General features: G+C 62.6%; 9 protein-coding genes. 5 read left to right on the forward strand and 4 right to left on the reverse strand.

All coding sequences use genetic code 11. From position 1 onward, the window contains the following. Positions 1-258: 258 nt before the first annotated feature. The 3 genes from AAGA68_10675 to AAGA68_10685 all read left to right on the forward strand — a co-directional run bounded on the left by AAGA68_10675 (position 259) and on the right by AAGA68_10685 (position 7,477). A complete protein-coding gene (locus AAGA68_10675; protein MEM9385516.1) occupies positions 259-3,060 on the forward strand; it encodes a hypothetical protein in 2,802 nt (933 codons plus the stop codon). A gap of 64 nt (positions 3,061-3,124) precedes the next feature. After that, positions 3,125-5,803: an RHS repeat-associated core domain-containing protein gene (locus AAGA68_10680; GenBank protein ID MEM9385517.1), complete on the forward strand. Its 2,679-nt coding sequence runs from the start codon at positions 3,125-3,127 to the stop codon at positions 5,801-5,803. A gap of 441 nt (positions 5,804-6,244) precedes the next feature. Then, entirely contained in the window at positions 6,245-7,477 is a 1,233-nt protein-coding gene (locus AAGA68_10685; protein MEM9385518.1) for a hypothetical protein, read from the forward strand. A 123-nt stretch (positions 7,478-7,600) separates the two neighbouring features. On the opposite strand, the gene AAGA68_10690 is transcribed toward AAGA68_10685, so the two are convergent. The 3 genes from AAGA68_10690 to AAGA68_10700 all read right to left on the reverse strand — a co-directional run bounded on the left by AAGA68_10690 (position 7,601) and on the right by AAGA68_10700 (position 10,906). Next, on the reverse strand, positions 7,601-8,374 hold the full coding sequence (locus AAGA68_10690) for a GDSL-type esterase/lipase family protein (protein ID MEM9385519.1): 774 nt from the start codon (positions 8,372-8,374) through the stop codon (positions 7,601-7,603). Between the two features lie 125 nt (positions 8,375-8,499). After that, positions 8,500-10,242, reverse strand: coding sequence for a HAMP domain-containing sensor histidine kinase (locus AAGA68_10695; GenBank protein ID MEM9385520.1), 1,743 nt, complete (start codon positions 10,240-10,242; stop codon positions 8,500-8,502). Continuing rightward, positions 10,235-10,906: a response regulator transcription factor gene (locus AAGA68_10700; GenBank protein MEM9385521.1), complete on the reverse strand. Its 672-nt coding sequence runs from the start codon at positions 10,904-10,906 to the stop codon at positions 10,235-10,237. The genes AAGA68_10695 and AAGA68_10700 overlap by 8 nt, the downstream gene beginning before the upstream one ends. Before the next feature lie 176 nt (positions 10,907-11,082). Here AAGA68_10700 and AAGA68_10705 point away from each other — a divergent pair, with 176 nt between their 5' ends. Next, positions 11,083-12,948, forward strand: a complete 1,866-nt coding sequence (locus tag AAGA68_10705) for a DUF1800 family protein (GenBank protein ID MEM9385522.1) — start codon at positions 11,083-11,085, stop codon at positions 12,946-12,948. A gap of 19 nt (positions 12,949-12,967) precedes the next feature. Next, the gene (locus AAGA68_10710; GenBank protein MEM9385523.1) at positions 12,968-14,371 is read left to right on the forward strand and encodes a DUF1501 domain-containing protein; all 1,404 of its coding nucleotides are present in this window, start codon (positions 12,968-12,970) and stop codon (positions 14,369-14,371) included. Between the two features lie 109 nt (positions 14,372-14,480). Here the strand turns inward: AAGA68_10710 and AAGA68_10715 are convergent. Further along, positions 14,481-15,486: hypothetical protein (locus AAGA68_10715; protein MEM9385524.1), on the reverse strand; the 1,006-nt coding region annotated here is incomplete at its 5' end.

Below are 15,486 nucleotides of genomic sequence, written 5' to 3' on the forward strand. Positions count from 1 at the left end.
ACATCCACGTTCTCTGTCTCAAATACAGCTGGCTCTCGATACCCAAGTAATCAGTGGCCCGCGTCCTAGTACCCCCTGACGAGCCCTCTACCCTCTCCAGCTCCTACCCCTCCGTCACTTCGTCTGACCCGAATCAAAGCGTGACCCTCTTTTCACTAGGGCTGCGCCTAACCAGATACAGGCCCTAGTGGTTGGCGAACCTAACCCTAAGTAAATCGCCCATGGCCTACGGCCACGCCTAGTTGGAGGTAAGGACCGGTGAGCGCACGTAGAACCCTTAACGCTGTCATCATGATTTGCTCATTAGCGCTGGCCGCCTGCGGTGGTGGCGGCGGCGGGGGCAACGCGGGAGGCGGTGACGATACCGGTACGGCCCCACCAGATCCTCCACCGCCGCCACCCTCCCCGGCGGGGACATTCATCGCCGGCACCGTGCTCGACACGAATGCCTTCACGGCTGATGGCTCAGTCGTCCCGATCGCAGGGGTGCGAGTGAGTTTCCTAGGCGAAGGCACGGTGGTCGAGACGGACGGCGACGGCGAGTTTCTGATCGAAGATCTCGTCGCCGGGGAAAAGGTGATCGATTTTGACACTTCCGCCGCGATGGCCGGCCCGAACGGCGCCTCCTATGCGGGCTTTCGTGAACGCATCGTGCTGGTCGATGGTGCCAACCAGATCGACCGCCCGTTCTACCTTCCCAGAGTCAACGGGGACAGCCTAACGACGGTCAATCCCGCGGTAGACACGGTGGTCACCAACGCTGAGATCGGCGTCAGCTTGACCGTGTTCGCCGGGTCCGCCAGGGATCAGGAGGGCAATCTGTTCTCGGGCCAACTCTCGATCTCTGAGGTGCCCGATGGGTTGGCGCCCGCAGCGCTGCCGGAAGACCTGGAGCCTGGCCTGCTGTTCACCATTCAGCCCGTCGGCGTGACCTTCGACATCCCGGCGACGCTGTCGATTCGCAATGACCGCGACAACTGGCCTGCCGGAAGCGCCATCGACTTTTGGTCTCTTGACCCGGACCTCGGCGTGTTCGCCATCGTCGGTGAGGGCATGGTGGTGGGTGATGCCTCCACCATCGAGACCCTGTCGGGCGGTGTCCGCGCTGCCGACTGGCACGCCCCCTTGCCGCCCGCGGTCAGCGAGGGTGACACGCCTGACGATAACGACGGTGACTGTCAGAGCGATGTCTGCTGCGACAAGTGCGCGCGGTACGCCGGGTCCCACGTGGAAGTTAGCAACGGCCGCTTCCGTGCGCACATCAGCTTGCCCGCCCACTTCTCCCAGTCGCGCCATCGGCAGGTAGAGCTGATCTACTCCTCGGACCGCGCATTCCCGAACGAAGTCATGGTCGTCGCTCCCATCATCGATGCGGCCACACCGGTGCCGAACCAAATCTCATACCAGGGGATCATCGACGGCATCGATCAGGAATACGAGATCTTCCTCGATGCCTCGACCTTGGAGCCCGGCATCGACCAAGCGTTTCGCATTGCCCTGCCCCTAGATGCCACGGCGCTGCCCACGGGGTCCTACGTCGGGCAGGCCCGCGTATCGAGCCACTACGACGCGACCACCGTTAGCGGGCGAATCCTAGACGACTACATGATCGTCAACGACACGCAGTCCGAGTTCGGCGCCGGCTGGCGCCTGCGTGACCACGACAGGATCTACCCGGCTGCCTCGGGCGGTGTGGTGCTTGTGGACGGCAGCGGTTTTCCCAACAGGTTTCGCGAGGCAAACGGTTCCGGGTCCATCGTCACGGTGGTCGCAACCGCCGACGATCGCCCCGAAGTGGATACGCTTCAGAACCTATTAGATCAGATCGGTGCCGCCCATCAGTTCAGGCACACGGGTACGACCCTGAACACGGTCGATACGCCGCTCTCGATGGATGACATCGCCGACTCGTCGCTCATCCTGATAACGGAGACCAATGGGGTGGGTGTGTTCGGATTCGGAGGGCTCGACGACGACATCAAGCGCAATCTGCTCGACATCCTCGACGCCGCCCACGACCAAGGGGTGCCGTTGCTGTTCGCGGGCGCCAGCCTCGGCCCCGTGACGAGCCAGCTCGTCGAGGCGGATCTGTTGCGCTACGAGCGCCTCACTGGCGTTCGGCGCAACACTGCCGAGGAGCCGCGCGGAGGCGGCTTCGGATCCCGAGGTTTCTGGCGCCTGGCCGATCCTGGGCATCCGATCTTCAACGGACCCTTCGGCACGGTCTCCCCCGACCCGTCCGCACCGTTTGCCGGTGGCCTCGGCAGCGACACGGACTTCTCCCCGGGCATCGATCAACAAGCGAACCTTGGCGAGACCATCTTGGTCGAGGAGTACTTCGACCCGCAGGGCAACCCTAACTTTCAACCCGAAATACTCAACGACCAGGCGATCTTCACCCATCGAAACGCTGTGTCAGGCGCATCCGCTTTGACCGTGATGGCAACGATACCTGGGCAGAACGCAGCGCCGCTCGATCCAATCGTTGATTCAATTCTAAAGAACGCGGTGGTTTGGCTGACCAGCGAGATCGCCACGGAACCCGGCCAGCTGGTGTCCCCCGCCGGTGACTCCTCCGTCCTGACCGTGCTCGAGGATGGCAGCTATACGCGCCGCACGCGCGCCGGGGATCTGCACACCTTCGATCAGTCCGGCCTTCTTCAAACCCGCGCCGATCGCAACGCAAACACGACCACCTACGCCTACGACGCGAACGACCGCGTGGTGTCCATTACCGATCCGGTAGGCAGGATCACCACCTTGTCCTACGAGAACGCCACACTCCAGGCGATCACAGACCCCGTCGGCCGTCTCACATCGTTTGCCTACGACGGTGACGGCAACCTCCTCCAGGTCATGTTTCCCGACGGAACTACCCGTGAATTCACCTACGATGAGCGCCACTTGATGACCAGCCAGACCGATCAGCGCGGATTCACCAATCGGTATGAGTTCAACGCCGCGGGCCACTTCCTGCAAAGCACCCAATCGGATGGCTCCGTGCGGACCCTGGAGGCGGCCCAGAGTGTCGGACTGATCGAGGTCGACAGTGAACAATGACATCACGCCGGCGGCTAGCAGCCGCATCGACACCATCGCTAGGAGAACGTCCGTGAAGCATCTCATGAGGACAACCAAACCGAAGGCCACCGGCACCGCTGCCGCCCTCCTGGCCTGTGCATTGGCGGGCGCACAAGATGCACCGACGACAAGCCTAGAAGAGGCGATCAATGGTTTCGTTGATCCGGAGGGACGACCGGCGGCGATCGTGACTGGAGCCTTTGGCGAAGCGCTGGAAGTCACCGATAGCGCTGGGCTCAACACGGCCTTTCGACGCGACGCCCGCGGCAATCCGCTGACCGTGGCGTTCCCAAGCGGCGCGACCTTCGACAGCACCTACGACGGTGATGACAACCTGACGTCGCAGACGGATCGGACGCTCGGAGGCACGAGCACGTACGTGCTGGATGAGACCTTCGCCCGCGTCATCCAACAGACCAATCCGCGCAACGACACGGCCACCATCGAGCTGGATCGTCGAGGCAATCGTATTCGGGCAATAGCCATGTCCGGCCTGGACTCCGTGAGCGAGTACAACGGCGCCGGCCTTCCAACCTTCCATCGGCATGACTTCGGACTGGAGATGGTGGTCGAGTACACCGCCGATATGAACATTGCGGCCCAGCACTTCGGCACCGGCGGCGAGACGCGCTCCGTCACACGGACCTACTCGCCCGCAGGTTACCTCACCTCACTCAACTTCCCCGAGGGCCGCTCTCGATCATACGCGTACGATGTAATGGGGCGCGTGGTGCAAACGACCTTCTCGGATGGCACCTCCGCGACCATGACGCACAATGAAGTCGGCCAACTAAGCAGCCTGACCACGCCCGCCGAGCACACCTACGAGTTCGCCTATACCAGCGCCGGCCTGCTTAGCAATGAACGCTTGCCCGACGTCGGCGCAGGCACGCCGAGAGACATCACCTACGCCTACAACGCCGCACGCCAGCTGACCGAGGTGCGCCGTCCCGACGATCTGACCACGGTGTTCGAATACGACACGGCGGGGCGGCTCAGCACGGTGCGGATGCCGGAGTCCTACGCGCTTGGCTACGACGAGCAGACCGGCCTGCTGAGCACGCTGTCGTCCCCGAGCGGCATCTCCATGACGTACGCCTACGACGGCTACTTGCTCGCAGGCGTTGCGTTCGATGGCGCTTTGGTCGGTCAGATCGGGTACACCTACGATGTCGAGGGCGCTATCTCCTCGGTGGCCGTGGCGGGCGTCACCTACAACTTCCAGCACAACGCCGCCAACGATGTCGTCCAGGCCGGCGACCTACAGCTCACCTACGATGCCACGACGGGCCTGTTGACCGGGTCGAGCCTTGGCATCGTGCAAGAGACCTACGGATACAATCAGTTCGCGGAGATGACGCGGCATACGGTGACAGCAGGCGCGGAGGTACTCTACGACGCCGTGCTCACGCGAGATCTCCTTGGGCGCGTCATACGGCGCGTCGAAACCATCGAAGGGTCGACGCGCACCGTCGATCTCGCCTACGACGCGGCGGATCGACTGCTATCCGAAACCGTCGACGGATCGCTAGTCGCCGTGTTCACCTACGACGCCAACGGAAATCGTCTAGACGGGGCTGCCACCTACGACGCCAGAGACCGCGTGCTCGCGCTCGGCTCCGCGACGTTCTCCCACAGCGGCGCCGGCGAGCTGATGACACGCACCGAGGGCCCGGATATCACGCAGTACGGCTACGACACCGAGAGCAATCTCACCCACGTCACTCTGCCAGAGGGGTCCTCGATCCGTTACCTACAGGATGGAATAGGTCGCCGCGTCGCCAAGCAAGTCAACGGCGTCACGCAGGAAGCCTGGCTATACAGCGGTCGCTTGAGCCTGGGGGCGCGACTGGATGGCAGTAACAACGTACTGCAGCGATACGTCTACGCAGAGAAGTACACGGCCCCGGCGTACATCGACGACGGCCAATCTACCTACAAGGTGATCTCGGACCAGCGCGGCAGTGTACGCTTAGTAGTCGACTCATCGGACGGGACCGTCGTGCAGCGCATCGACTACGGTGTGTGGGGTGACATCGAGTTCGACAGCAACCCCGGCTTCCAACCCTTCGGCTTCGCGGGTGGTCTGTACGATCAGGACACGGGCTTGACTTACTTCAACTACCGCGACTACGACGCCTCCACCGGACGTTGGATGACCGCCGATCCATCCGGGTTCGTCGGCAGCAAGACCAATCTGTACGCCTACGTCGACAACGACCCCATCAACTTGATCGACCCTATGGGAATGGAAGACACGCCGGCAAGGGGGCCGCTAACGTCGACGCCTGGGTTTTCCCTGCCCAATCCGCTAACCGGCCTCGACAAGCAACTCGAGATATTCACTAAACCCGCGGCTGCCTTCAGGTACGCCAAGAAGCAAGCGCAGGATCGCGACCAAGCGATGAACGACATCGTGGCACGACCGCGTGACAACCGTATCCTGGATCATGTCAACGCTACGACAAGCGACACGATGTATGGCGTTCGGCAATCCGCCAAAGCGATGGTGGACGTCGGCAGCACGACCGGTGGCATCTCCGCGACGGGACCGTCCGCCACCGACAAGATCAGCGCATTCTGCGCAGAGCTACTGAACAAAACGATAGATGGCTTAGAGCGACTCCCCGGAGTCCTCGAGCGCAAGGTGGACGAAGGCATCGAATACAACAAGAACAACAAAGGCGCCGACTGGTGGCTTAACTTGGATGAATTATTTTAGCCGCGCGCGGGCACGATGAGACCTTCCCCTGGGCGGTCGCGTCGACAGCCTGCGTAGAACGGTGCGCTTCGCTGCCGTTCGCCGTGCGATTCAGTCCAAGGTCGAGGTGCGCTTTGAGCGTTTTAGCCCGGCCGCGGCAAACGCAACATCGGCGGTAGTCGTCCGCGGCTTCCAAGACTCGGTCACGCCATGCCTGGCAGCATACGAGGGCGGGAGCACGCTCACCGCGTTGCGCTGGGTGATGGCGCAGGACGAGCCCCGACAAAGCCCCGGTCCACGCACGCAAGCACTTTAGCTAACTGAAAAGAAGGTTTTTTTCCTTAGGGCCAGACCTAAGGGAAACCTCAAAGCAACCTCAAGTAGATCGCACTCGAGCCAGTTCACTCTGCGATGGCGCTCGCGTTGGCGTGCGCATCCATCAGTCTCTTAGGGAGTGGACCTATGCAAAACCGTACCAACATGCAGCAGCTCGCCGCCGTCACAACGCTCGCCCTGCTCAGCGCGCTCGGCTTGAGCGCTTGCGGAGGAGGCGACGCGGGGAACGCGCCGTCCGAAACAAACCCAGGCAGCGGCGCATCGGGCAATAGCGAACCGAGCGCAGTGTCCGGCTTGGCGGTAGCCGCGCCCTTACAAATCGTCGGCGAGCGCGCCGGCAGGTTGGCGCTTGATACGAGCGCGCTGCAGGTCAAGCGAGACGTCAGCCTGCTCTTCGTGACCGGCAACAACGCCGGCGAGTTCAACCCCTTTCTACAGGAAGTGGTGGGGTCGCGCCGCGACGACATCTTCGCCCTGGACTACACCGCCGGCACCGCGCGCCCGCTGTTCACCCGCCAGGCCTCCGGCACGACGATCATACCGCTCACCCTCTTTGCCCAAGGTTCACGGCTACATCAGCTCTACTTCGGCGGCGGTACATCGCTGTTCCTCCAAGAGATCGATTCGACGAGCGGCAACCTGATTTCAGAGACGGAACTCGCCTTCCTCGCGGAACGCTGCCTTGCGGTGGTAGGGGAGGATTTCTTCTACGCGATCGACGAAGACTTCTTCGTCGTGCGCGACTTTGCCGCACAGGGCTTCGTCGCCCAAGGCGAACGTCTTGCGCACGCCAACGTGTGCGGCGACGGCGTCTCTTTCCTCGACGGCGCGCTGGTTGGGATCGAGTACCCAACCGACGAGAGCCCAAACCGCGAGCGCATCACCGCTTGGGAGATCGACACGCAAACAGGCGAGCGCCTCGCCGCGCTCGCTGAGACGCCAGCTTCTGCATTGACCGATCAAGCGGCGTTCCGCGAGCCGCAGGTCGCACTGGCAGACGACGGGATCTACGTCCTCGCCTACGACTTCGTGAGCATTGAACTCTGGTTCATCGGGTACGGTCGACGCCCGGGTGAGGCTGGCGATGCCGACCCGTCCACGCCTGAGCTGCTTGGCCGCATCGAGATGCCGTTCTTCGCAAACATCATCCCGGGTGACGGCACCCTGTCGGTGGAGGAGATTTTCACCTTCGCCGCCCGCGGCGGCGTCGTGACGCTCAATCTGCGCCTACGGGAGCAAGCCGGCGATGGCACGTTCTTCTGGGGGCCGATGGTGGTACTGGACGTGTACGAGGATGCGGTCGATTTGATCGATCTCGGCACGCGCGTGTACGACGCCAAGGTGCTCACGGGAGACTAGGGAAGTTCTGCATAGGTCCGGTCGCCGGCGGCGTGAGTTGAAGGCGCGTTGCTGGTGCGCGGGGATGGCGGGCGGACTTGTGCGGAGCTTTCCCAGGGTCGACGGCGCCTCGCGGCCGCGCCCTCACGGGCCTTCGTGTGCAGTGCTGCGTTGCAGGTTCGCTGCCCAAATCTGGGTCGGCTGAATCTGCGGCAGCAGTGCTTCCAGATATCGGTTGGCGACGACGATTGCCCCGCGTACGTTGTAGTGGACTTCGTCGGCCATATTGCGATCGAACCAACCCTCGGCCATATCGACCGCTAGGACCGGGGACCGTGCCGTACTGAGGCGCTGTGCCGCCGTCGCCACCCCTTGGTTGAAGGCATTGAAGCTGGCGGTGAGTTGCGCCGTCATGATGTCCGATCTACCCGGTGCAATCTGCTCGACGATCACCGAGACCTCGGGATTGCGCTCACGCAGGAGGTTGATGATGGCCACGACGTTGGTCACGGCGGTGCGCACAGGAATTCCCGCGAGTAGGTCGTTGCCTCCGATGCCAAGTAGCACAACGTCCGGCACCTCGATCATGTCCAGGGTATCGTTCAACGTGCTGAGCACATCTGCCGTGGTGAATCCACCCACACCGGCATGATTGCGGTCAAAGGGCTCACCCATGAACGGACGGTAAGGCGCATCGTCGAAGCGCGGCCCTATTAGATCGATATCTGCGCCTTCAGTGACCAGGCGCTTCCACAGCTCGTAGCGGTAGCTCTCGAATTCCGGACGCCCCCCTTGCACGCGAGAATCGCCTAAGGGAAGTATTCGAGTGGCCGCATCCGCTTGGCCCCAAAGCAACATCACACCGCTTGCCAGCGCCGCTAGACTCATCAGGGCTTTGCTTCTCATTGGTTTGCTCATCTGCTTACTCCTGCATGGGGACGGGCTAAGGCCTTCCACAACTCAAGACGAGTCCAGGCTAGCAGCAGGCAGCGCGCCGGAAGATTAAAGATAAGTAATCGATCGCGCTTGCCTGGCTGATGGACTTACACAGAAGAGCGGGTGTCGCTGGGTGCTTGCGGCACGTGGATCCTGACCACCAAGCCGTGGTCATTCACAAGGGCTAGCTCGCCACCGTGTAGGCGACAGATGGCCGCGACCAGGGATAGGCCAAGGCCGGTGCCAGGGGAACCACGATGGGATTCCACACGGTAAAAACGCTCGGTGAGTCGCTGCAGCGCGTACTCGGGTACACCAGGGCCTTGGTCACGTACTTCTAGGCGCCAGTGGGGGCCATCGCTGCGCAGTGATAGCTGCACTCGAGCGCAGTCTGGCGCGTACTTCAGCACGTTTTCGAGCAGGTTGTTCAATAGCTGCACCCAGAGGTTGCGATCGCCCATGATTCGGGCGACCGCAGGCGTACTGACCTCCAGTTCCGTATGCGATTGAGCGAACACGGGCTCGAACATGTCCTGCACCTCCCTCGCTACAAGCGCGAGATCTAGCGAAACCAAGTTGCGCTGCTGACCAAGCTGTTCGAGTTGTGCGATGTGTAGCAGGTCGGTGAACGTCGCCAGCACCTCGTCGGCCTGCTCGACGATGGGCGCTACATCCTGCGCCGTGGGTGCTGGGTGGCGACTGAGAATCTCGATTCGGTTGCGAAGCCGCGTGAGCGGGGATCGCAGATCATGGGCGATGTTGTCTGAGATCTGGCGCACGGCGTCCATCAGCTGTTGCATTCGGTCCAGCATCAGGTTGATGTTCTCGCTGAGCGAGTCGAAGTCATCGCCAGAGCCCTCGAGCGCCAGCCGTCGCTCCAGGTCACCGAGGCGGATTTGCTCGGTCAGGGTGTTGATGGAGCGCAGGCGCGAGAACGTGTAGCGGCCGAGCAATAGGGCCAGGCTCAGCGCGATGAGCAAGCTCACGAAGGCACCGATGGCGCCGAGCTGACGCACCCTGACCACGACGTTCAACACGTCGGTAGCGACGATACCGTATTCGAACTGTCGCCCTTGGGTCGCCAGCACCCGCTTAACCAAGCACCGCTCTGCGGTTGACTCAGGAAAGTGTGTCGCCACGAGGTCGACCGCGCGCCATCCGCCTGGGCGGGATGCGCCAGCCTCCTGCCAGCTTCGGTTGGGCGCCGATGCCGGGATCAGCGCCTGGCCATCTTCGGTCACAGCGCTCATCCGAAGACAGCGGCTCTCGCGGTCGAGCTGGTCGCTCACCGCGTGCATCAGCACATCCCACCGGCGCTGGCGCGTCATCCTTGGCCAACGCCACTCTGTGGGCCAGCCCTGCGCTCGCTCGAAAACTCGCTGCCATAGAGCCTCGTGCAGTGAGTCCGGCGCGTCCTCGATGATCAGGCGTGCGTAGTAGCTGAGGGGATAGTCGATGTCGGGCAAGCTCGACTGATCGCCGAGTAGCCACAGGCGGATATCCACAGCGGCGCGGGCCGCCCCGTCGGTCCGCGTACGGGCCAATCGAAGTGCCGTTAGGTAGTCAGTCAGAAAGCCATCGAGGTCGGTGGCAGGCAGCGCTTGGGTGCCGATGAGTTGACCTTGCAGTTGCTTCCCGAACCACGTGCCCAGTTCGAGCTCCTCGCGATCGATGAGCGCGGAGAACCCATCGATTTCATCATCGAGTCTTACCATCGTCGGGGCAAGCAAGCTCTGCTCGGTCAGGGCGACGACGGCGAATATGACGCACGCAGGCACGACCCACATGACCAGCGTCAACGCTAGCGCTGAGCGTACGCTCGAGCTGCGAAGGAAGCTGCCCTTACGCACGCAGCATGTAACCCATGCCGCGCACGGTGCGAATCAGCGCGGTGGAGAATCCCTTATCTACCTTCTGCCGCAAGCGAGAGATGTGTACGTCTACGATGTTAGTCCGTGGATCAAAGTGCAGACCCCAGAGCGCTTCAAGGAGCATCGTTCGTGTCACTACCTGCCCCGTATGCTCCATGAGATATTCCAGCAGCGCGTATTCGCGCGGAAGCAGCTCGATCTCCCGATCGCCCCGCCTTGCCACCCGCGCCAGGCGATCGAGCAGTAGGTCACCCACCTGCAGGCACGTGCCTTGCGGGGTCATTCGGCTGCGCCGAACCAGAGCCTCGATTCGAGCCAGCACTTCGCTGAAGACGAAGGGTTTACTCAGGTAGTCGTCCGAGCCAGCACGCAACCCCTCGACTCGATGGTCGACGTTGCCCAAGGCGCTCAAGACTAGCGTCGGCGCGTGATTACCCGCGGCCCGAAGTGACTTGATGATATTGAGTCCATCGGCGCCCGGTAGCATTCGATCGATGATTAGTACATCGAATTGGCTACGGGAAGCGGCCACGCTGGCGACATGGCCGTCATGGAAGGTCTCCACCGTATGGCCGGCTTCGCGCAGACCCTTGGCCAGGTAGGCGCTGACTTCCTGGTCATCTTCAGCGATCAATACATGCATTGTCGAGGTTGCTTGCGGGAACGGGCAGTGACCATGGTAACGCGGCACGTACCGTGACCCCCACATTAAAGATCCTTAATGCGCACTCCACGTTCTCGCCACTTGGTGTTGCTAGGCTGCTGCTGCCTTTCAAACACTGGCTTGGGGGATGAGAAGTGCGCCCACGATACCGACTCTTGTTCACGCTGAGTATTTCAGCGGGACTGCTGACAAGCGCCAGTTGCGGTGGTGACACGGATGCCGCACCGGCCGGTGCGCTCTCTGTGCAAGCCTCCCCGTCCTCACCCGTCGCGCTGGTCGTAGGAGACGATCTTGTGAAGGACGCAGGGATTGCGGCGCAGGCAGCCCTTGCCGCCGCGCCAACCGAAGGAGGCGGCGCCTTTGCTACGGCATCACGTACCTCTCGCTTCCTGACCCAGGCGACCTTCGGACCGACACCTGGCGATGTGACAGCGCTCACCGGCACCAGCGCGTCGCAGTGGTTCCTGGCTGAGTTGGTCAAGCCGCCCAGTCGACACCTGCCGACGCTTCGGGAGTACAACGACCTGATCGCCGAGATCGACGTGGAGTCATCGCTCAGTGCCGCTCGGACTTCCCTTTCGTTCTGGCTCAAGTCGATCACCGCCGAGGATCAACTTCGCCAGCGAACCGCCTTTGCCTTGTCCGAGATCATCGTCGTGTCCAACGCCGGCGGCGAACTGCTGTCGGACATAGCGGAAGCCGTCTCGGCTTTCCAGGACATACTGATTACGGGCGCCTTCGCCAACTTCCGACAAGTGCTCGAGCGTGTGACCTACTCACCAGCGATGGGGTACTACCTGACCTACATGGGGAGCAAGAAGGCCAATCCGATGACGGGGCAACAGCCCGACGAGAACTACGCCCGTGAGCTCCTACAGCTGTTTACCATCGGCCTGATCGAATTGAACCCGGATGGTACGCCCCGGCTAGGTGAGGACGGGCTGCCAATCGAAACGTACGACAACGACGACATCACGGGCCTCGCCAAGGTGTTCACTGGCCTCAACCTGAACTACGACGGGCCCGAGGAGAACATCGAACGCGTCGGTCCTGTTCCCTGGAGCACGCCAATGCGGATCATCGCCGCCGATCACTCGCAGGCAGAAAAGCGCTTCCTTGGCACCTCCATCCCCGAGTTCACCGATGCGGCCACGAGTATCGATCTCGCCCTCGACGCCATCTTCGCTCATCCCAACGTAGGCCCTTTCCTCGCTCGCCAGCTGATCCAGCGGCTCACCACCAGCAACCCCGCCCCCGCCTACGTGCAGCGTGTGGCGAGCGCCTTCGACACGGGCAGCTACGTGCTCCCGGACGGTACGCCGGTTGGCGCTGGGATCCGCGGGGATCTTGCGGCCACGGTTGCAGCGGTGCTGTTCGATGAGGCCGTGCGCGACGATGCGAGCCTCGCCGATGCCACCTTCGGCAAGATCCGCGAACCAGTGCTGCGCTTCACCAGCTGGGCGCGTGCTTTCAGTGCGAGCACGGTGACGCCAGAGTTAACGCTGACGCTGTGGGAGAGCGCTGAGAGCACGCAGCTTGCACAACACCCTTACCGCGCGCCATCGGTATTCAACTTCTTCCGACCTGGCTATGTAGCCCCGGGCACTCAATCAGGCGCATTGGGTTTGACCGTTCCCGAGCTGCAACTGGTGAACGCGACGACGACCCCCGGCTACACCCACTACTTGACTTTCTTCATCCGGGGCGAGGGTGCCTTCACCGACGTTCGGGAGTTGGCAGAGACGTTTCGGATCGAGGGCATCCGGCTCGATCCGCGTCTGGCACGCAGCAGTTTCCTGCCCGACTACTCGACGGAGATTGCCCTTGCGAGCGATCCCGTAGCCCTGGTCGATCACCTGGCCAGCAAGCTCACCTACGACACCCTGCGCCCGGAGATGCGCACGGGGATCGTCCGCGTTCTCAACGCCCTACGTCTTGACCCGGAGGTGACAGCGCAGGAGCTCGTCGAGGTAAGCCTGAACTTGCTCATGTCCTCTCCCGACTACCTCGTGCAACGCTAACGCGCTAAAGGACAACGAAATGCCCTACACCCGACGCATGTTCTTGAGGGACTCCGCCGCGACCTCTTCCCTCGCCCTGACGACGCTGGGCGGCGCGCTGAGCAGCTTCGGCGCAGGCGCCGCGGACACGGAGGGCTACCGAGCCCTGGTGTGCGTATTTCTCTTCGGGGGCCTCGACAACCACGACACGCTACTCCCGTACGACCAGGCCTCCTACGACGAGTTCGCCACGATCCGTAGCACGCTGCTAGCAAGGCAGGGCGAATCGCGACTGCGGGAGAACTTACTGCCACTGGTGACGGCGGACCCGGAGCAGTTCGGCGGCCGGCAGTTCGCCCTGCCGCCCGAGCTCGCCGGCATCAAAGCCATCTACGACCAGGGGAAGGCAGCCATCGTCGCCAACGTTGGACCACTGATCGTACCGACAGATCGGCAAGCCTATGAGGAACAATCGGTTCCTGTCCCCTCGCGTCTGTTCTCGCACAACGACCAACAGATCACCTGGCAGGCGAGTGCGCCAGAGGGCGCTCAGTTTGGCTGGGGCGGGCTATTCGCCGATGCGGCGGTGGCCGCTGGGGCCAACGGTGCACCGGAGTTCTCGACCATCGGCAGCGTCGGTACTGGCGTATTCCTGTCTGGCCAGCTAGCTCAGCCCTACAACGTTAGCGCAGGCGGCGCCGAGCGTATGCGCCTGTTGGAGCTCCTCGAGGAGCGCGTAGGCGCGCCCGGTGGTGCCGGGGCGCTACAACTGGCTCGCGCACTCCTACGCGATCAGGTCTACGCGGGAGGACATGTGCTGGCACAAGACATCGGTGCGGGATTTCGAGCTGCCATCGACAGTAACGAGCGTTACAACGAGGCGATAGGCGGCGGTGAGGCGCTGCAAACCGAGTTCCCAGAGAGCGAACTCGGCATCAGTCTGAGGACCATCGCCGAGGCGATCAGCGTTCGACAGAACCTGCAGGCGAGCCGCCAGGTATTCTTCGTCGGGCTGGGTGGCTTCGACACCCACTCGACGCAAGCAGACGTCCTTCCGGGATTGCTTTCGACGGTGGACGCGGCGGTGAGCGCATTCTACGCAGAGATGGTCGCGCAAGGTATCGCCAACGACGTCACGCTGTTCACCGCCTCGGACTTCGGTCGCACCCTTGCCGTCAACGATGATGGTACTGACCATGGCTGGGGCGGCCATCACTTCGTGCTGGGCGGCAGCGTCCAGGGTGGTGCGATCTACGGCGACATGCCACCGGTCGGCTTTGGGCATTCCCAGGACTCGGGGAATGGACGACTCATCCCCACAGTCGCGGTCGAGCAGTACGCCGAACCGATGGGTCGTTGGTTTGGACTCGACGACAGCGAACTCGCACTTGCGCTTCCGAATCTGGCGAACTTCGCTGCTGAGCCTGGGCTCACCTTCTTGTAATGATCGCGGTCTACGACCCTAAGTGCGAATCGCTACCAATCGGACGCGTAGTGCCAACAAGCTGGACAGCAATAAAGCCACGAACCCCTGGTGCTACCCCTACCCCGAGTTATCCCCCGTCGCAGCTATTGGGAACTTCGCTCGGTCCGGGACCGGGGGTCGGCCCGGCGAAGAAGAGCTCACGCAGGCGGACGAAGTCAGCGCCGTTGACTAAACCATCACCAGTAAAGTCCGCGTCCTCGTCGTAGGGGTTCGGTGGCAGGGACTCGCGGAACAGTCGGGCATCGTCCACCGTGACCTGGCAGTCATCATTCAAGTCAGGATCGCACGCGTTACCGAAGCCATCCCCGTCCGTGTCGCGCTGGTCGGCGTTGGCGATTTCAGTGCAGTTATCCGCGTTATTCGGTACGCCGTCGGCATCGCGATCTTCCGTATCGCAGTCGAGGCGGCCGCCGAGGTCGTGGCGGGAGGTGAAAGTCCAGGCGATCTCATTAGCATCGATGTCCCGATTGCCGGTGGCCCCCGGCCAGTCGTGGCCACCTCTGTTCACCTTGTAGTGCTCGATGCTCACGCAGCCGGCGCCGTTGGACCAAGTGTAGTACTCCACGGTGCTGCCGTCGTTGGGCACCGTGTCCGGGATGTCGACGATCGTGGGCGTCGGGTCGGCGCCGGCGTTCGCCACCCAGTACTCGCTGGCGGCGATGAGCCCTAGACTGAAAGGCGGAGCGCCTTCGTAAGCATTATAGAAGTCTAAGGTACCGTGGATGCTGACCACGGGCACGGCCCGAGTGGGATGGCAACGACGTTCGGTCCACTCCCACATACTGCCGGCGACGGGCGCGATTGCCGCGATCCGATCGCTTAGGTAGCAGGCGAGCTCCCAGGTCATGTTCGCGCCGTTCGAGTAACCGGTGGCGTACACGCGGTCGCGATCGATGGCGAACTCCGAGGCGAGAGCATCGATCATGGTGGCCGTGAAGCCGATTTCGTCCACCCCGTTGGAGAAGGGGCCGACACTGTTCCAGATGGGCGCACCGTCCTCGTCGGGCAAGCCCTGGGGGTACACGGGTATGAAGCCGTTCGCGTCCGCAAGGGGGCGCATGTCGGCGAGGTTC

Source organism: Pseudomonadota bacterium, from assembly GCA_039193195.1.
Lineage (GTDB): Bacteria > Pseudomonadota > Gammaproteobacteria > Steroidobacterales > JBCBZW01 > JBCBZW01.